This window comes from Paenibacillus sp. 4624 (genome assembly GCF_050435065.1).
Lineage (GTDB): Bacteria > Bacillota > Bacilli > Paenibacillales > Paenibacillaceae > Paenibacillus > Paenibacillus amylolyticus_D.
In genome coordinates this window covers 148,764-167,415 of the sequence record NZ_JBNDJR010000010.1, presented here as the reverse complement: position 1 = coordinate 167,415, position 18,652 = coordinate 148,764, and the positions used below count along the sequence as shown (strand labels likewise).

Sequence of the window (18,652 nt, the reverse complement as noted above, 5' to 3'; positions counted from 1 at the left end):
TCGCCATTGTGAACCAGTATTACGCTTTTCCAGAACTTTTATACAAAGGAATATATATGCCCCGCGTATATCAAGTATGCTGTACTCCATTATAAACACGGGAATCATTATTCGTACAGACTAAACATCACATTTCAGGATTTAATTCCTGACATCGTACATATTTCGAGATGCTGCGACAGTATTCCTTCTGTTCTGAAAAAAACTTTGCTGGGAATCGTGTCCAATTTGCGAATTACGTTGTCAAAAGGGGATTGATTCTGGCGACTACCTCTCCCCCCCGGGTATAGACCCGAGGAATGCGATGTGCCATCATGCAGATCACTTCATAGTGAATCGTACCGAGCTGGTCTGCCACCTCACCAGCAGTAATTACACCGCCGGACTGGTGACCGATGAGAACAACCTCTTCGCCGGCTTGAATTGCTTCCGCTTCTTCTGCGAAAGATTGTAGCGACACCATACACTGATCCATGCAGATCGTACCGACGACAGGAACGCGGCGGCCACGTACAAGCACTTGTGCTTTTCCTGTCAGCATTCTTGAAAATCCGTCTGCATAGCCGATAGGCAAGGTCGCTATTCGTTCATTTTCCTGTGTAAAATAACGGGTTCCATAACTGACTCCCCAATGGGACGGCAGTGTTTTGACCAGAACCGCTTTTGTCTTCAGTGTCATTACCGGGAGCAGCTTCACTACCTGGTGATTCACCTCTACCGAAGGATACAATCCATACAGACTTATGCCCACACGTACCATATCATAGGATAATTCAGGTGTATCAATGGCAGCGGCACTGTTCGCCGTATGTATAATCGGGATGACACATCCCTGATTCCGAAGCGTCTCTGTAACGCTCTGAAACCGTCGATACTGTTCCAGGGTATAGGTCTTGTCTTTTTCATCTGCTTTGGCATAGTGAGTAAACATGCCTTCCAGCATTACCTGATTAAGTGAGGACACCTCTTGTATAAAGTCAATGGCCTCTTTGCCAGGTAACAGACCCAATCTGCCCATGCCACTGTCGATTTTGATGTGAACTTTCAACTGATTTGCAAATGTGCCTGGATTCACCTGTTTAATAGCCTCCAGCACTTCTCTGCTAAACAATGTAATCGTCACATCATGTTGCCACGCTACAGCGACTCCTTCAGGCGGCGTATACCCCAATACCAGAATCGGGCTTGTAATGCCGTGCAGACGCAGTTCAAGAGCTTCGTCGAGAAACGCTACACTTAAGTAATCCACGCCCACTCGTTCCAATTCTCTGGCTGTCTCTACTGCTCCATGCCCGTAAGCGTTAGCCTTTACGCAAGCGAGAAATCTCGTACCCTGAGGCAACACCTCACGAAAAGCGGTTACGTTGCCTCGCAGATGGTCCAGATTAATCTCCGCCTGGGTCGGCCTATATTGTCCTTGCACGTTAAGTCACCTTCTCTAATCTTCTTAATCCGGCTCACGTCAGACTCCATCGTAATGCTCCAGCATGTCACTGTCAAATATGCAGAAATTTCGCTTCTCACATCATATGCTGTAGGAGCCTGCAGAGAACCATAATCAAGTGCAGAAGACGGCCGATAAGCACAGTTATTCCAGTCCGCTTGGGTCTTCAACATACAGCTGTATATAACTTGCTTACATCAGCTTATTACCCGGTTCTCTCCGCATAGAAGCGTATTTTGTATTTTTAGACTGAACTCGGCATGTTCTTCTGCACTGTAAAAATAGATAAAGCACCGGAGAATTGAATTCTCCGATGCTCTATAGCATTCCTTGGGATAGAACAGCTATGCGTTCTCGTTTTATTTACCTGACTCTTCCTGCATGGAGGTCGCTATACGTACCATTTCATTCTCAGGCAGATCCGCGCTTGTAATCCGGTATTCCACGCCATCAGAAGTCCAGGTCAGCGTCTGCAAGGCATCTCCGCTAATCATACCTGCTGTAAACCCAAGATCAACCAGACGGGAAGGGGCAAGGGATACAGCACGATCCTGAGGTCTTGCTTCAAATATGGTGTAATTATAGGTGCCCTCATACCGCAGCAGTACGGAATAATCACCGGATTCCTCCAGAATCTGATCATCCTTCAGCTTGACACCTTCCGGAGCATATGTCGGTTGAATGACACCAAAGCTGTCTGCTTCTTGCGGTTCAGCCGCGGTAGGTTCTTCGGTGCCCTGTCCACTTGCTGCCCCTTCTGAACCTTCTGCTCCTTGTGTTCCTTGTTGATTTGTGCCCTCACTTACACCGGTCTGCCCATCAACAGCTCCCTCGGTTCCCTCGGAGCCTGGCGCAGCCTGAGGATTGGCAGGTTGCTGTGCTCCTGCATCATCCGTTTTCTCCGCTGGAGCCGCACCAGCATCAGTGCCTGTCTTATTTCCTTCTTCGGTTGCAGCCGTCATGTTCCGCTGCATGTCAAAGGCATCTTTTCCAAATTCAGCTCCGAATTTGAAACTGTCAAACTTCACGTCCACCACCACATTGGCGTTGGAGTCGGATACCTCCACTTGTTTTGGCGCGTAATCACTCTTGTTCAGCCAGATTTTCTGTCTTACAAGAGCATGTGTATTGTAGTTGGCAGCAACATCAAATACATAACTTTCCTTTTCATCTGCAAACTGACGGGTTGTATCCCCTGTAATGCTTCGGATCAACGTTTCATACAAGTAAACCTGACCCTGGTTATCTGGCCAGTCACTTTGGAAGCGGAAGCTTTTATTCTGACTCGGCGTGAGTACAAACACACCTTCATCATTACGAAGAACGATTTGCGTAACATCCTTCTTGGCATTGGTTAACGCAATGCGGTAATACGAAGGCTTCTGATGCCATACCTCGACCTTGTACTGCTGCGGTGTTTCTCCGGTATGCAACGTCATAACGCCTGCTCCCTGATAACTTTCCATCTCTCCAACGACTTCGTTCAGATCTTTGACCACAGCTGCCGCATCCTTCTTCCCGCAGGCGGCAAGTAAGGCCGATAAGACCAATACCATGGCAAGCATCCATGATATTCGGCGCATGACATCATCCCCTTTAGCACATGTTTTCACTTCAGGATTGTGCGTACAGCAGAACCCCTACTTGATTAGTACATGTTATGAGGGACTTGTTCGATATATGCGGACTAGTTTGACAAGCATAGCATGAAACTGTTTTAGAAAAGTAAATCAGTCTCGAGTAGGATGCCAATACCATCCATATAAGGGATACTAAAATCCAATGCACCTATCATTAATCAGCTTTTTACATTCATCCATCTAGATCATCTCATTAACCGATAACGATTATCTCTGGAATATCAAAGCGTTTTGGAGGGGACTTACATGACAAATTCAAATTCAACTTCAACTTCAACGATTACTGCAATTGCATCGCTTCAGTCCAAACTACAGGGATTGGATGAATTCATCACCAGCCAACTTGAACAATGGAACGGCGTAGGTACAGCAGTCGCAATTGTTCATAAGGATCAGGTCGTCTGGAATAAAGGATACGGCTATCGCGATTTGGAGGCAGGACTTGAGGTCACACCAGACACGTTATTCGCCATCGGCTCTAGTACCAAATCGTTCACAGCAGCAGCGGCGGCACAACTTGTGGATGAGGGACTACTGGATTGGGACGTTCCAGTCAAAACCTATTTGCCAGAATTCAAAATGTGTGATTCCGTTGCGACGGAACGCCTCACCATCCGGGACATGCTATGTCATCGCTCAGGTCTGCCCAGACATGAAATGGTCTGGTACAACTCTCCACGTTCTAGGGAAGAACTCGTCTTTAACTTACGTCATCTGGAACCAAATCAAGACTTCCGTAACAAATGGCAGTATCAGAATATCGTTTATATGGCTGCTGGTTATCTGATTGGTCATCTCAAAGGAACATCTTGGGAGCAAGTTGTTCAAGAAACATTGTTTAACCCGCTCGAGATGAATGCTAGTCTCTTTTCCGTGGAGAAAATGCAGCAACAATCCAATTACGCCTTCCCTTACACAAATCAAGGGGAGCAAAAGGTGAGAATTCCTTTCCGCTCTGTTAATGCCATTGGCCCTTCAGGGTCAATCAACAGTAACCTCACGGATATGACAGCCTGGCTTCAATTTCAGGTACAGCAAGGAATATGGAAAGGCAAAACTCTCGTTTCCAAAGAGCAGATGACCGAGATGCACAGTCCACAGATGGCTTGTGAGTCGCCATTCCTTAGCAAAGAGTTGCCTATAAGTGCATACGGCCTCGGCTGGATTATTGAGCCTTACCGCGGACATTCGATGATTCATCACGGCGGAGCTATCGATGGTTTTGCCTCACAGGTTGCCCTCTTGCCGGATGAAGAGATTGGAATCGTCGTTTTGAGTAATACCAACGGAAGTGTCATTCCCTATACGGTTGCCTTTTATATCATGGATCGTCTACTTGGATTGGAGCCCACTGACTGGACTTCTACTTTTTTGGGACTCATGGGACAAGGAGAACATGCGGAAGTTGAGGAACACGTTGATCAACAGCAACAAAAAGATCAACATGAGGAATCACCATCTGTTCAGCATCTTGATCGACCGGTCTCTGTATATACGGGAGTCTACAACCACCCAGGCTATGGGGATTTGCTTGTACATGAGACCGATGACGGTTTACAGACGAGACTGAACGACATTGATATGCCACTGCAGTATGTCGGAAAGGATTGTTTCTCCGTCTCATTGGCCCATTTTGGTTGGAATCTGGATTGTACATTCAAGGTAAACGAGGAGCAGGTTGCTTCATCGGTCTCCGTCCCTTTCGTATTAGAACCGAATGCTAATCCGATTGTATTCACCAGACTTCCTGAATCTGAAAAAAAATAAACCAAACACGAAATGACAAGCTGTCCCTACTTCCATCGAGCAGAGACTTACCCAAGTCTACAAATCTGTTTACGCTTGGAAATTTGGTCGCCGCCTGCATCTCTGTAATCATCGTCGTCGTTGTGTTACAGAACGTGACGATCAAACGTTACAATCGCTACTTCCCTGATCGCGCACTGGACTTGAACTCCCGCAACATGCAAAAAAATCACTTCGAAAAGCTGGATGAGGGCGAGAAATGGATCGTGTATCGCGCAGCCTACCGCTCGTTTCAGATGTTGAACCTCCTGCTTGGCGTCGGCATGGCAGCTTTAGTCGTATATTCGATCTTGTTTTCCTTTGCCGCTTTCCCGATCATACTGGTGTCTGTCATCTGGATCATCAACATCGGCGTTTATTTTCGTGAAACTTATCGGGCCCAGAAGCAGTAATACACTGTGAACTACCTACTTTGGTAAAAATGACTAAAGGAGTGATGATGTGCATTTATTCAATCGAAATACCCGGTCCAAATGGAGTGCCTTGACCAGCGCATGTATGGCACTTGTTCTTTCTCTCAGCCTCTGCGCTCCCCAGGTTCAGGCTCAGACCGGGGCAACAGCCCCTGTCTCTGACGGCTCGAAACAGCCTGTAACACTGAATGCCGAATCGGCTAATGCTTTTCTGGATAAGTTCTTCGCATCGCCTGAAACTAAACCAAATTACGTCGGTGCATCTGTTGTCGTTGTGAAGGATGGTCAAGTTATTGCAGAAAAAGGTTACGGCCATGCCGATCTGGACAAAAAAACACCTGTCGATCCGAAAAACACCGCTTTTCGTGTCGCCTCTGTCTCCAAAACCTTCACAGCCGCTGCGGTCATGCAGCTTGTGGAGCAAGGCAAGGTCGACCTGAAGGCTGATTTTCAGACCTATGTGAAGGGTTTACACTTCGAGAATCCATTCGATGCGCCAGTAACCGTAGAACATCTATTGACACACACCACCGGGTTTGAGATTCGTGATCCACAGCCGGAAGACATCCACACAGACCAAGGCAAGTACATAACGATGGAGGATTACGCCGAGCAGCATATGCCTCCTGTTGTGCGAAAGCCTGGTAGCGCCTACATGTATGATAACTTCTCGTTTTTGCTACTCGGGTTGATTGTTGAAAATGTCAGCGGCGAGCCGTTTGAGACGTACATGCAAGAGCATATCTTTAAGCCTTTAGGCATGAACAACAGCAGTTTTATGCTAAATGAAAAATTCCAGAAACAGCTTGCCACTGGTTATGATGCAGCACACAAGCCGGTCGATCTGTACTTCATTGATCCAAATCCATTGCCTCAAGGCGGCATGCTGTCTACTGCCGAAGACATCGGTAAGTTCATGATTGCTTTCCTGAATGACGGCAAGAAAGACAACCAGCAGATTTTGCAACCGGAAACGGTAAAAAGTATGGAGCAGTATCGCTCTTCCATTCACCCGCTGCTGCCAGATACCACTTACGGATTCGAAGCACCATTTCAGCTCCCTGGGGCAGGGAGTAGTTCCAAAGTAATTACCAAAGCAGGCGACCTGACAGGTTACAGCTCTTATCTATTTTTTATTCCTGAGCAAAACACAGGCGTCTTCTTGACCTATAATCAGAATGGAGCTCTTCGCAGCCTGCTCTACTCGGCCTTTATTCAAAACTTCTTCCCGCAGTACGCTAAACCCGTACAATTCAAGGAATACACACCGCAATCTGCGGAAGAGCTGAAGCGTTTTAACGGATTGTATGCTGACCTTCGTATCAGCACAATCATCAGCAAACTGCAAGCTGACGGCGAAACGTCCAGTTCGTTGAGCATTAGTGATCCGTTCCTGGGCGAACGTAAGCTGATTCAACTAGAAGACAATCTGTTCAAAGATGAATTAACCGGACAGTTTACAGCCTTTAAAACATACGAAGACGGTACAACTTACATGAGAGAACCTTATCTCAATCCATTTGGTTATGCTAAAAAAGGACAAAAAGCTGTAGGTTTCCGAGATGTGCCGAAGAACAGTCCTTATGCTCAAGCGATTCATGGGCTGCAATCCCTCGGATATTTGGAGAATGGCGCTAACCAAGTCTTCCAACCAAAAACGACTGTAACGCGAGCTGAATTTATCGAAGATATCCTGAAGTTGAGCGGGCTCAAACCTAGCAAAACAACTCCGCCTGCTGATACCGACTGGGCCAATCATACCTCAGCCGGGTATATCCAGCTTGGTTATGAGATAGGAATGATCGCAGGTTCCGACGAGAAACAGTTCAAACCGGATCAAGCCATCGTTCGGCAGGAAGCAGCGGTCATGATGTGGAGAACAATGCAACTGCAATATCCGAGCGAACTGTTTAAAGATGTTAAGCTTGCAGGCCAGACAGATGCCTGGGCTGTGCCTGCGGTGCAAATGATGGTGAAGCTGGGTATCTACGGCCCTGAGGTTAAAATGCTGGAGGACGGTTCTGCGGACTTCCTCTCCCGCAAACCGCTCATTCGCCAGGAACAGGCTGCTATCATGTATGCGTTAATAACACAGCCGACCAATCGCATTGTCGCTGAGTTGATGGCCGCACAGCAATCAGAGCAACCACAGCAGCCATCAGCGGAGGAAGCGGCTAAGGAAGTTGAAGCGCCTGAGAGCAAGCCAGAGACTACACCAATGCCAACGACAGAGAGCACTCCTCCAGCAGCATCCGTTCAATAGATATGCCATAAATGCTAACAACAAAAAGGCTTGTTCGATAGGGATTCCCCTTTACGAACAAGCCTTTTAAATTATGCAATTAACGAGGATACATGTGTGTTTCCGTTGCGCTGATCAAACTTGGTTGCTGTAACTTGGGCATACTCTTCAAAATAATCTGCAAGTTTGAGGAGATCTCCCGGGTCTCCCTCATACGGGAAGGAAGCTGGCAGACGCAGGCGATAGCCTTCCGATTCTTTTTCTTCAGACCAGCGCCGCAATAACGGAGCCGCCTTCGCATAATACATCATTTTGGCATACATATCTTCATGATCGGCTGCCAGCACCAGTGTTTCTTCGAGGATATCAATCCCTTTGGCCGGATTCGTAAGCGTGAGATACTCCATCTGCTCTGAAAAACTCTGCACGAAATCATTTTCGCCTTTGATCAAACGATATCCTTTGACCTGATGTTTATCTGCCTCATCCTTCCGTCCCAGACGATACAGCGGCATCAGAACTTCGGACAAGGTCAGATGTGGGATCTCCGCACAGCTCATGCGTCCTTTGAGAATCGGCTTGGCCACTTCCAACACCTTCTCGTCGTCTCCTTTTAACATAAAATAACGCATAATCTCATCCTGCTCACACGCCTCGCAGTCACTCATGAAGTCGCGGTCTAACGCTCTAAACTTGTCATAACTGCGCCCCGCTTCTTCCAGCTCTCCGAAATCCATAAAAATGCGGAAACGGTAGTACCAGTAAGAACGTTCGCTGTACCCATAAGACTTGAAGCGTGCCCCGAAGTCCTCTAACAGCTCCATAATCTTCTCGCGTGAAATTTCAGGGAAATCGGGCATTTTGCCGAGAATCCATTTATAAGACCACAATAACGTTTCTTCATCATACAGCTCTGGTTGCTGATCAAACTTGCCTAGTTGCCAGGAGAAAGCGATCAAAGCTTTCATCGGATATCCACAGAAGGTGGCGACATCCACAATCTCTGAGCGTGCTTCATACGCCTCCTCAACCATACCATTGAGATCGGCCACCCGCGCTGCTTCCTCCAAAAAACCAAGCTTTGCCGAACCATTCGGCAGCTGGTAGGCTTCTTCCATCAAATCTTCAAATTCCATCTCTGTCTTCATCAGACATCTCCCTCTGGATTCATATTTGCGCGTAAACCCCAATCAATAAAACGTACGATTCCCTGGTTCAACACTTCAAGCTCCTGTTTATTCATGGCATAATGCCCCATCATTAGTGCGTTAACATACAGCATTTCTATAGCAATCGGTGTCATCTGATTATCTGGTGAAGTCAACACCCGTTTGATGATGGGATTGTTCACATTCAGATACAACGTCGAGTACCCTGCCGAATTAATGCCTGACGACAACGAACCGAGAACAGAGGAGAACAAGTCTGTACTCTCTTCGCTCGCTTTTTCCAGCGCACGCAGCGTGGATGACTCCTGCGAAAGGGTGAACAACACCGGCAAGTCAGCTGGCTTAAATCCTTTCACTTCTGCGCGGCAACGGAAACGTTGTAACGCCGAATCTGCCAGACGCAGCGCATCATAGTACTGATTACGCTCGGCCGGTGCAACATCCGTGAAAGTCATCGATACTTCATCCGGCTCAATTCGCTCGGTCTCTACATGATTCAGGATGACAGGCAACATCCCCATCAGTTCTTTATCGTAGATGTAACCTGCGTTAACAACCAGCATGGACTGTGCAGAAGCCACATGGTTAATCTGGCGGTATTCATCAATGGTGCTGGTGTAGTACAGCGTCTCTCCTTCATCAATCAGTTCACCCAGTTCCCGGTGTCCTCGCGTTGTATCGAAAGGCAACCAGCGGTGAATCATCGCGTAAAATTCCTGATCCTGAACAGCCAGCGCCTTCATCGAAAGGGCGTGCAGACGAATCAACTTCTGTAGACGTTCAGTCTGCTGTTCAGCCATTTCGGTCAGTCCCAACCGCAAGGCGTCTCCGAGCTCGGAGCGCACTTCTTCCAGCTTTTCATTTTCATAAAAATGCTCTCTTGAAGCTGTCGGCTGTAGTTCATCGGTCCAAATCAGACATTTTACAAAGAACGCCCACTCCGGCAAAATGTTCTCGGCTTTCTCCGAAATCAGCATGCGTTTCAGATAAACCCGGTGAGAACGCTTAGCATTCAGATTCACCGCGTGTGGCAACACATAGGCAATGCCTCCCGTACGCCCCGAAGCTGTTGTCAGGGGGATGAAATCCTGGAACTTCTCCCCCAGCAGACGTTCACCAAAAGCAAGAACTTCCGCGCGGCAGGACCGAGCAAGCTCTGGACGTGTTAACCAGATTGGAGAATCCTGATTAACAACAGACTGCACCCCGTCATGAATCAGCGTAACCGGATAAGGCAGGAGCGCACCATAATAAAATAATGCTTCTTTCACATACTCCGCTTCAAAGTAGTGTGCCGCTTCCGGCGTACAACGCAGATATACTTTCGTTCCGGGAGACAATTGCGTGTCCAGCTGCCTAATCGTATATGTACCGTCCGGCTTGCCGCGCCATTCCATTGAAGGGCCGCCCTTCACCGATTGAGTCAGCATGACGATCTCATGACTGACCATGAAACAGCTCAGCAGACCAATACCAAAACGTCCAATAAACGATGTCTCGCCATCCAGCAATGCCTGTTGTCCCCGCTTCGAGGATTGTCCAATCATCGCTAGAAACTCATGGATGTCCGCTTCGGTCAAACCAACTCCGTTATCCTCCACCATCATCGTCAATTGATCTCCGGTTCCTGTTAGCTCAATACGGGCTTCTCCCTGGTATCCCGGCTCCACTTCCTTGCGTGCCGTGATCGCATCTGTTGCATTCTGCATAAGTTCACGCAGAAAAACTTTTGGGCTGCTGTATAAATGGTTGGATAAAATTTGGATCATTCCGCTCAGGTTCACCTGAAAACGATATTCGTTCGGTGTACTCATGAATCAATCACTTCACCTTTCCTTTGGGTCCAACACAACACTCAGGGGGCTTTAATATCTTCACACTGAATAAATGGATGTGTTAGACGAACTCATTATGTATATATCGGCCTATACTCTATTACTCCATTATCTATGTCAATGAAACAGCAATGAAACGGCCTTCATATCCTTCTTTTCAAGGATACCTTGTACAGCCTCCCAAAAAAACAAACCTTAGACCCGATTTAGTGGAATTCGCCGGGGAATTATGCACTAGGATTTCAGGACTATTGAAGCAATAATATATTTCTTAAGTCTTAGTTGAACGATCTGATACCACTGGACGTATAATCATCAAATTAGAAAATGGACGGTGAGTATACATGATTGAGGTACGGGATATAAATAAACATTTTGGTGAGCAGCAAGCGCTGCAGAGAGTCAGCTTTACGATTAAACAAGGCAGTATAACCGGGCTTATTGGCCCAAACGGCTCAGGTAAAACAACCCTCATTCGGATCATGAACGGAGTTCTGGGCGCAAACAGCGGGCAGGTTACCATCCAAGGCATGGATACTTCGCAACAAACAGAAAAGGTGCTGGCGATCTGCGGTACACTGACTGAACAAAGCGGTTTGTACGAAAATATGAGCGGGCGGGATAATCTGCTATTTTTTGCGGATGCCTTTGGGCTACAACGTGCAACTGAACGTATTGATGAGTTGGTACACCTCCTTGAGATTCAGGATTACCAGCATCGTAAAGTCGGTACCTACAGCACAGGGATGAAAAAACGTTTGGGTCTCGCACGGGTGCTATTGCACCGTCCTTCTATTCTATTTCTCGATGAGCCAACCAATGGGCTTGATCCTGATGGAATCCAGATGGTGCTTCGCATCATTCGTCAGTTAAATACGGAGCTGAGCTTGACCATTCTCATCTCCTCACACGTGCTTACTCAGCTTTCCGCCGTGTGCGATCATTATATTTTTATGGAAAAGGGTCGTGTTGTTGAGAAAGGGACTGAACAGGAGATCATTCAACGATATCAATCCGCACCGCGGCTAGAGGTCGAAGCAGATATGCCAAACGGGTGGAAAACCGGAATATATTCGCCTGAGACGGTTACAGCGCACACAGCAACCTACCAACTCTCGTCTCGTGAGCATATTCCGTTGCTGCTTAGACAGCTGACCGAGCATGGTCAGGTTTATCAGGCACGTATTGAAGGCAATGATCTGGAAAGCATCTATTTTGCGATAAGGGAGGCGAATGCACATGAATAATCGTCAAGCGATACGTGCACTCATTCTTAAAGACATCCGTTCTGTCACATCCAGCGTGCAGCTGTGGCTGCCCATGCTGATTGTACCGCTAATCATCGGAATCCTTGTTCCGTCTGCTATGTTGTGGGCTGCATCCCGCGTGAATCTACACTCGATAAGTAACTTAAATGTGGTATTGGACACATTAGACAAGCTCATTCAGAGTGGACAGTTGCCCTCCCTTGCTACCATGACCACAGACAATCAACGTATTGTTTATTTTCTTGGCTTGTATATGTTCGCCCCCTTGTTTCTCATCATTCCAGTAATGGCTTCCAGCATCCTGACTGCCAACAGTTTCGCTGGCGAGAAGGAACGCAAGACACTGGAAGGATTGCTGTTTACACCAATGAGCATGAGCACACTGTTCAAAGGTAAAGTACTGGCTGCTCTCATTCCGTCACTGTTGTTGTCCTGGGTGACCTTCATCATCTATGGGGTTATTGCCAATATCCTGATGTATCCGATCTTCGGCACATTGATGTTTCCGAACTGGAACTGGATCATTCTGATCCTTTGGGTGGTCCCTACATGCAGTTTAGCCGTCATTCTGCTGAATGTGCTCATCTCGGCTAAAGTGCGAGGATTTCAGGAAGCCTACCAGCTTGGCGGACTTGTTGTCCTGCCTCTGGTCGCCCTGATTGCTGGTCAGGCTACCGGTATGTTAATGATTGGGCCATGGATGCTGCTAGGCACTGGTGCAGTGTTGCTGCTCACGAGCGTTGTTTTACTTCGCCTCGTAACCATGTGGAACCGCCGTCAGCAACTTGCGGAGAGTCAGATTTGATTGAGAAATAAACAAACGCGGGTTATGATGTGGAGACGTGTACTTGGGGATAATTATAGAGAGGAATGGAACAACAGCATGGAATACAACCTACTTCAAAAATTAAAATATGCTTCGCCATTAACGGCACAGGAGAAACATATTGTAGACTTTATTCTGAACGACCCCGAAGTTGTATTCCATTCTACAGCCCATGAACTGGCTCAGCAGACTTATACAAGCGCGTCCACCATCGTTCGCCTATGCAAAAAGCTGGGTACCAAAGGGTACCCAGACTTTCAGTTAAAGCTTGCGCTAGAATATCAACAACAACCGTCTCCCTCATTACGGACGCCGGATCATGCATTTACAGAACAAGGCAATGTACTGGCTGCGATCGACTCGGTTCCATACCTGTATCACCAGGCGCTGGATGAGACACGCCGTATGTTAAACGCTCCTGTTTTGATGCGTGTCGCCAATTGGGTTAGACAGTCCGCACGTATTGACATCTACGGCAGTGATTTGAATTATTATTTGGCACAGCAAGCTTGTGCCAAATGGAATGAACTTGGCATTGCGGCGGTTGCGCACAATGGTCCCAATATGCATTATTTGAACACGATGAATTCCAGCCAATTCATACTGTCTTTTGTCATTTCCCATACGGGAGAAAACTCATCCATGATTGAAGTCGCCAAAGTATTGAACCATAAGCAACGGAACGTCATCGCGGTGACCGGAAACAATCATGCCGGATTGTCCAGACATTGTGATGAAACGTTGCTAACCTACAGTTATAATGAACAATTGAGGCTGTCCAAAATGTCTTCCATGATCTCGGTACTCTATCTGTTTGATATGCTGTATATGGCGAGCATCAGCGACAACTATTGAGATTAAACATGTATACATTTATCCGCTGCAAACGCAATCCCCGCATGCTTGCGAGCCTCCGCAAGTACGTTCATTACAGAACGGCTGTGTTCGAGCAGTTCATAACACCGCTTATAATCTTTAGCCAGATAAATGTCTCTGAACGCTTCCCACTCATAGTACAGCCAATTGGCTTTGTTCTGCGCATTATACTCCTCAGGTGGCTCTTTCCCGATCTGAAGCTTGATCTCCCGGCAACCGTTCGCTCCTTCCGCAACCTGAAGGTAACCTTTTTCTCCTTGAATGAGCACATTGTTCATGCCATTCGTATCTTTAGCGCCTACACATGCTGCAATGAACTCTGGATACTTGAGGACCACAACTCCCGATGTATCAATCCCGTTCGCATGCTGGTTCGCCGTATATGACACGGTATTCGGACTGCCAAACAAACTCATAACCAGATGCAGATTGTAAATGTTGATATCCATCAACGCTCCACCAGAGAATTGGGGATTAAACACGTTCGGTGTCTGTCCGGCGAGAAGATCATTGTATTTACGCGAGTATTGACTGTAATTACACTGAATGAGCTTGATTGGACCAAGTCTCGGTAATTGCTCTTTTATGACTTTAATATTGGGCAAATGAATGTTGGAGATGGCCTCAAACAAAAACAGGTTCTTTTCTTGCGCAAGCGTGATCAGCGTTTCTGCTTCCTTGAGGGTGGACGTGAACGGTTTTTCACATACGACATGTTTACCCTGTTGAAGTGCCTGATAGGCCTGTTCGAAGTGCATGCTATTTGGTGAAGCAATATAAATGAGGTCTACTTTGGGGTCTGAAAATAAAGATTCCAAGTCTGTATATATTGTACTTATCCCATATTTATCTGCAAGTTCTTGCGCTGTCTCTCTCTTCCTGGAGTACATCGCAGTGACGATCACATCTTCCAGTTCATTAATCGCGGATAAAATGGCATCCACAATGGAACCTGTACCAATCGTTGCTATATTCATCATATGGTTTCGCTCCTGTCGTTGGTGATTCTGTCACATAAATATTATCACGACCAGGTCAGGTGGAGAATGCTTCGGGCCTAGAATGGCAGCATCATGCGTAATTCGGTTTCAAGTTTGTACATGTATGAAATTCAATTTCATTCCCCACTCTTTCTCATTTTCTTTCCTGTCCCATTCCATTCTTACCCCCATTCTGGATCTAACATAAATTCCATAGTTTACCGATATAACATAAGAAATGAACGACATCTATAGATCCAAAGGGAGGATGAACGAATGAAAACAGGGTATACATACATACAACGCACCATCGGTACATTGCTGTTATTTACACTCATTACAGCAGCTACGCTAGCAGGAGGAACCACTGCCCAAGCAGCTTCGCTAAGCCAATCGACAGTCTATTATGACTCCGATGGCGTTCTTTACAAAGTTTCCGGAGACGGAAGCAATCCAACCGAGGTATTAATTGATTTTGAAGGCGTAGATTTGACTGAGGCGGGATCGTATCTTTACTACACCCAGTCTCCAACTTCCACAACGCTGCTTCGGGTACCGAATGACGGTTCCAGCGATGCCGCCGAAACATTTGCTTCCGATGTGATCAATTATTATGCGGATAACGGATTTATCTATTACCTGGATTCCAAGGGGAGTATTTATCGCGCCGATGGCGACCAAGGTAGTTCATCAGCAACCAAAATCGCGGACAACGTTAATACGGATTATCCACTTCTAATCGTGACCAAAGGGCGTGTCTACTATAATGCCTTGGTTGGCGGGACTACGTGGGTGGCTTCCAAAGCATCAAACGGTACTGGAAATGTACAGAACTTGGCCCAAGGTGCTGTGGAGAGTCGTTATTTTGTGAACTTTGCCAAAAACGAATTACAACTCATGGTTAACACCAATCCGGACGAGCAATTTTACTCTACGGAAGCTATTGTGATGTACAAGGCCAACTACAACACAGGTAAAGGTAAGGCCGTGAATGCAAAAGCCAAGCTTGATGTGAACGCCGTTTATTCCGGTGGCTGGAGCAACAATCTCTATGTCTACAATAGCGGCATTAAGCTGGACAGCAATAAGGATTACAACTATACCCTGGGCAAAGCTTATGCATTAACAACATCCGGTAAAACATTTCAGCTTCACTCCAAAAGTGTGCGAGAAGTCAGTGCAGTTGGAGCAGACAAGGTAGTAATCATTGATGCGGATCAAAAAGCGTATGCCAAAACGGTTACTGCGAGCAAGGTGAGCAAAACGTCTAATCTCAACTTGAGTAACGTAACTTACGTTACGAATCAACTGATGAATGATAAACCGGAGGTTGCCTACATTTCCGGCAAAAATGGTCTTTATTCGGTCAATACATCACTAAAAGTAAGCAAAATAGCCGCTGACGAATGGGAAACATTCCACTTGCGAGATGATGTTCCAGGAATCTTCTACATCCACGCGAAAGATGAATTCCGTTTATATCATGCAGCGGCCAATGGAACAGGACAACAAGCACTTAGTGATATTTTCCTGGACAATATTCTTTTGATTACACTGAATTAAGTTTGTTCCAGATTCGTCCGATTTCAGGTTGTATTACAGATGAGATGGCTCTACAGCTTTGGTGCTGGGTGCCATTTTTTTGTGCTTACACTTGACGATACATTTCCATTTTCTTTTCGTGTTCTCTAGATACGTTTTGCATTTCTCGTTTCACGTTTTCTAATTTGTCCAAATTAATTTTCAAAAACACCTTCCATTTGAGAATGATAATTGTTATCATTAAGAAAATAAGACAAAAGGATGGTCCGTATGAATGAATCGTTTCCCGTACTAACTGAAACCTCTTCTTTGCCGCTGCTCTCTTCAATGTGCCGAGTACGTCGCGGGAAAAACTTCCGTATACAAGGCATCACGGTAAGCCGGCCCATACTTTGTCTTATTTTAAAAGGCGAAGGTATTCTGGTTCTGGACGACATCGTATATGAAGCACAAGCTGGTGAAATATTTCTAATCAAACCCGGCTTGACCATCGATGCAGTGGCTCACTCAGAAATGACTGAATTCCTCATGTTAAGTATGGAACAAGTCAATATGCAGCGAGTACGAGGCAAATGGAAAATGACCGCTTCTTCCTCTCTTCCATTTGAATGGCAGGAGGGAAAAATTCGCATCCGCCATGAACAGCAGGTAACAGAACGAATGACCAAGTTGTACGATTCCTATCGAGGCGAGCAGACAGATCACTTTGTCAGCATACATAGTCAGTTACATGAACTGTTGCAATTCCTGTCAGAGCATCGACTGGAAGAGAACCTTGAAAAGGTAGATCCAGCACTGGAACGAAGCATTTCTTATATGCGTCGTTTTATGAGTGAAGGCATTAGCATGGATCATCTGGCTAAAATTGCCGGTCTGACCCCAAGCTCATATTCCCGCAGCTTCAAAAAAGCAAAAGGCATGTCACCTACTGATTATCTAAATCAGCTCCGAATTGAAGAAGCCAAAAAACAACTGATAAAGGAAAACTGTGTTCTCAAAGAAGTTGCAGCATCCGTTGGATATGGCAATGAATATTATTTTAGTCGTAAATTCAAGCAGATGACTGGCATTGCGCCAAGTATATATATGAAGAAACATCGTTTACGTGTAGCCACAGTATCAAGCGCTGGCTTTGATGAGCACCTGTACTCGTTAGGACTTAAGCCGGTAGAATCATTTAATGTCGGAGATAATCAGAATAAGAAAGCAGCTGAGCAAGAACGTAACCTTACAAACCACCTTGAACAACTTCGCAAGGCTAAACCGGATCTGATTATTGGCGACGGTTCCTGCCAACCTTATTATGATCAAATGAAAGGGATTGCCCCTGTGGTTATTGTTGAAGTGACCGATGATTGGGAAGAAACTCATATCCGATTGGCAGAACTTACCGGGCGTGAGAAGCAAGCAAAACTGTATTTGAAGGAACTTGCACTTCATCGTTTAGTAGAAGTCGCTCCTTCCACTACACTTACATCTAGTCGCGACCGGAAACATGTCACTTGGACAGACCAAATGAATACACGGCTTATTCACTCACAAGATAAAGACTCCGCATTGCAAATTCCTGCACAGCGCATACATCGAAAAAACCTATTGAAGCCCGTTGTCATGCACCCCTCTACAGCATTGGCACACGAAAACTTGAGTGTCATCGGACGATAAAATGAAAGGGGACCCTTCCTGACGGAATGGGTCCTTTGTTTCGCTCTTATGACTGTTCTTTCATTTCTTCTTTAATCTCTTCTTTTGGAACAAGCTTATAGATTTCTTCATCTTCCATCGCATCGATAAGCCTGTCGAGCCATCGGTAGTATGCTTCCGCTTGCAATACTTTACGTTTGTCCTCGTGTAGTACTCGCAGAAGATCGGCATCCGTCTGTTCATCAAGCTGGTCAATCAACCGATTCATCTCGTCAACGGATTTGCGAAGAATCTGAAGGTTACTCTCCACCGCTTTTCTCCATTTAATTGCGAAAAAATCCGTAAACGTCTGATGCCAGTCATACTCCACTTCATATAGATCTTTTCTGGAGCCTTTGCTCCACACCTTATTTACCATTTTGAGATCCAGCAGCGTTCGTACTCCGGTGCTCATGCTTGTTTTGCTCATTTCCATTTCCCGGCCCATATCATCGAGGGTCATCGGTTTTTCTGCGAAAAATAGCAATCCATATAAATGTCCCGTGGACAACGTTACGCCGTATAGATCCATATTTCGTCCAATGGCTTCGATAACGCGTTTACGGATCTTCAGCACCGCTGTCTGCTGATCCTCTTGCAAATGGTCCAAGCTCATGCTTGCAACCTCCATTCTGACATTCCAGTCTTGGCAAAAAATCGACATGTTCAAGCTCTGCTTACATGGGAAAGCATGCAACTGGATATTCTATAAGCTAGAAAACACCTCACACCCAATGGTTTATATTGGGAACTTTACCATGCTTCAATTTGCCTACGATGATCATTTAACCAAAAAAATAAGCTTTAATTCAACTCATTTTCTATTGTAGGAAAAGCAATAATAAATGTAAAGATGTCTCATTAGCCAGAAAAAGGAGATAAACAGAGCATATGGTAGGAAAACTTTGTACAGTTTTTACTGTATAAA

Annotated in this window: 14 protein-coding genes; 8 read left to right on the top strand and 6 right to left on the bottom strand. The window is 46.0% G+C overall.

Annotated features, from left to right (window positions below; translation table 11 throughout):
- Positions 1 to 235: 235 nt before the first annotated feature.
- A complete protein-coding gene (alr, locus tag ABIE27_RS21955; protein WP_123063286.1) occupies positions 236 to 1,423 on the bottom strand; it encodes an alanine racemase in 1,188 nt (395 codons plus the stop codon).
- 380 nt (positions 1,424 to 1,803) lie between these two features.
- Entirely contained in the window at positions 1,804 to 3,027 is a 1,224-nt protein-coding gene (locus tag ABIE27_RS21950) for a DUF4367 domain-containing protein (protein WP_123063285.1), read from the bottom strand.
- A gap of 303 nt (positions 3,028 to 3,330) precedes the next feature.
- Here ABIE27_RS21950 and ABIE27_RS21945 point away from each other — a divergent pair, with 303 nt between their 5' ends.
- The 3 genes from ABIE27_RS21945 to ABIE27_RS21935 all read left to right on the top strand — a co-directional run bounded on the left by ABIE27_RS21945 (position 3,331) and on the right by ABIE27_RS21935 (position 7,566).
- Positions 3,331 to 4,851, top strand: a complete 1,521-nt coding sequence (locus ABIE27_RS21945) for a serine hydrolase (RefSeq protein ID WP_429351471.1) — start codon at positions 3,331 to 3,333, stop codon at positions 4,849 to 4,851.
- Positions 4,852 to 4,934: 83 nt separating this feature from the next.
- Entirely contained in the window at positions 4,935 to 5,282 is a 348-nt protein-coding gene (locus ABIE27_RS21940) for a DUF3169 family protein (protein ID WP_161556869.1), read from the top strand.
- A 49-nt stretch (positions 5,283 to 5,331) separates the two neighbouring features.
- Positions 5,332 to 7,566, top strand: coding sequence for a serine hydrolase (locus tag ABIE27_RS21935; protein ID WP_429351470.1), 2,235 nt, complete (start codon positions 5,332 to 5,334; stop codon positions 7,564 to 7,566).
- Positions 7,567 to 7,637: 71 nt separating this feature from the next.
- Here ABIE27_RS21935 and ABIE27_RS21930 read toward each other — a convergent pair whose 3' ends face one another.
- Positions 7,638 to 8,693 carry a hypothetical protein gene (locus ABIE27_RS21930; protein ID WP_123063281.1) on the bottom strand — a complete coding sequence of 352 codons (1,056 nt, stop codon included), beginning with the start codon at positions 8,691 to 8,693 and terminating at the stop codon, positions 7,638 to 7,640.
- Complete coding sequence (locus tag ABIE27_RS21925; RefSeq protein ID WP_123063280.1) at positions 8,693 to 10,528, bottom strand: HSP90 family protein; 1,836 nt, start codon at positions 10,526 to 10,528, stop codon at positions 8,693 to 8,695. The genes ABIE27_RS21930 and ABIE27_RS21925 overlap by 1 nt, the downstream gene beginning before the upstream one ends.
- A gap of 365 nt (positions 10,529 to 10,893) precedes the next feature.
- On the opposite strand from ABIE27_RS21925, the gene ABIE27_RS21920 reads away from it, so the two are divergent.
- The 3 genes from ABIE27_RS21920 to ABIE27_RS21910 are packed head-to-tail and all read left to right on the top strand — an operon-like array spanning position 10,894 to position 13,498.
- The gene (locus tag ABIE27_RS21920) at positions 10,894 to 11,796 is read left to right on the top strand and encodes an ABC transporter ATP-binding protein (RefSeq protein WP_123063279.1); all 903 of its coding nucleotides are present in this window, start codon (positions 10,894 to 10,896) and stop codon (positions 11,794 to 11,796) included.
- Complete coding sequence (locus ABIE27_RS21915; protein ID WP_161556868.1) at positions 11,789 to 12,622, top strand: ABC transporter permease subunit; 834 nt, start codon at positions 11,789 to 11,791, stop codon at positions 12,620 to 12,622. The genes ABIE27_RS21920 and ABIE27_RS21915 overlap by 8 nt, the downstream gene beginning before the upstream one ends.
- The gene (locus tag ABIE27_RS21910; RefSeq protein WP_240036679.1) at positions 12,623 to 13,498 is read left to right on the top strand and encodes a MurR/RpiR family transcriptional regulator; all 876 of its coding nucleotides are present in this window, start codon (positions 12,623 to 12,625) and stop codon (positions 13,496 to 13,498) included.
- Positions 13,499 to 13,500: 2 nt separating this feature from the next.
- On the opposite strand, the gene ABIE27_RS21905 is transcribed toward ABIE27_RS21910, so the two are convergent.
- Complete coding sequence (locus ABIE27_RS21905) at positions 13,501 to 14,496, bottom strand: Gfo/Idh/MocA family protein (RefSeq protein WP_192895068.1); 996 nt, start codon at positions 14,494 to 14,496, stop codon at positions 13,501 to 13,503.
- Positions 14,497 to 14,775: 279 nt separating this feature from the next.
- On the opposite strand from ABIE27_RS21905, the gene ABIE27_RS21900 reads away from it, so the two are divergent.
- Both ABIE27_RS21900 and ABIE27_RS21895 read left to right on the top strand, forming a co-directional pair.
- Positions 14,776 to 16,062 carry a DUF5050 domain-containing protein gene (locus tag ABIE27_RS21900; protein WP_123063276.1) on the top strand — a complete coding sequence of 429 codons (1,287 nt, stop codon included), beginning with the start codon at positions 14,776 to 14,778 and terminating at the stop codon, positions 16,060 to 16,062.
- Between the two features lie 249 nt (positions 16,063 to 16,311).
- Positions 16,312 to 17,706 (top strand): helix-turn-helix domain-containing protein, encoded by a 1,395-nt coding sequence (locus ABIE27_RS21895; RefSeq protein WP_161556867.1) that lies wholly within the window; start codon positions 16,312 to 16,314, stop codon positions 17,704 to 17,706.
- Positions 17,707 to 17,752: 46 nt separating this feature from the next.
- On the opposite strand, the gene ABIE27_RS21890 is transcribed toward ABIE27_RS21895, so the two are convergent.
- Positions 17,753 to 18,340: a GbsR/MarR family transcriptional regulator gene (locus tag ABIE27_RS21890; RefSeq protein ID WP_123063274.1), complete on the bottom strand. Its 588-nt coding sequence runs from the start codon at positions 18,338 to 18,340 to the stop codon at positions 17,753 to 17,755.
- Positions 18,341 to 18,652 lie beyond the last annotated feature (312 nt).

Bases quoted from the DNA above. Each gene is read 5' to 3' on its own strand.
- ABIE27_RS21945 (WP_429351471.1), top strand. From the start codon at position 3,331: ATGACAAATTCAAATTCAACTTCAACTTCAACGATTACTGCAATTGCA.
- ABIE27_RS21920 (WP_123063279.1), top strand. From the start codon at position 10,894: ATGATTGAGGTACGGGATATAAATAAACATTTTGGTGAGCAGCAAGCG.
- ABIE27_RS21905 (WP_192895068.1), bottom strand. From the start codon at position 14,496: ATGAATATAGCAACGATTGGTACAGGTTCCATTGTGGATGCCATTTTA.
- ABIE27_RS21925 (WP_123063280.1), bottom strand. From the start codon at position 10,528: ATGAGTACACCGAACGAATATCGTTTTCAGGTGAACCTGAGCGGAATG.
- ABIE27_RS21900 (WP_123063276.1), top strand. From the start codon at position 14,776: ATGAAAACAGGGTATACATACATACAACGCACCATCGGTACATTGCTG.
- ABIE27_RS21895 (WP_161556867.1), top strand. From the start codon at position 16,312: ATGAATGAATCGTTTCCCGTACTAACTGAAACCTCTTCTTTGCCGCTG.
- ABIE27_RS21915 (WP_161556868.1), top strand. From the start codon at position 11,789: ATGAATAATCGTCAAGCGATACGTGCACTCATTCTTAAAGACATCCGT.
- ABIE27_RS21950 (WP_123063285.1), bottom strand. From the start codon at position 3,027: ATGCGCCGAATATCATGGATGCTTGCCATGGTATTGGTCTTATCGGCC.
- ABIE27_RS21890 (WP_123063274.1), bottom strand. From the start codon at position 18,340: ATGAGCTTGGACCATTTGCAAGAGGATCAGCAGACAGCGGTGCTGAAG.
- ABIE27_RS21930 (WP_123063281.1), bottom strand. From the start codon at position 8,693: ATGAAGACAGAGATGGAATTTGAAGATTTGATGGAAGAAGCCTACCAG.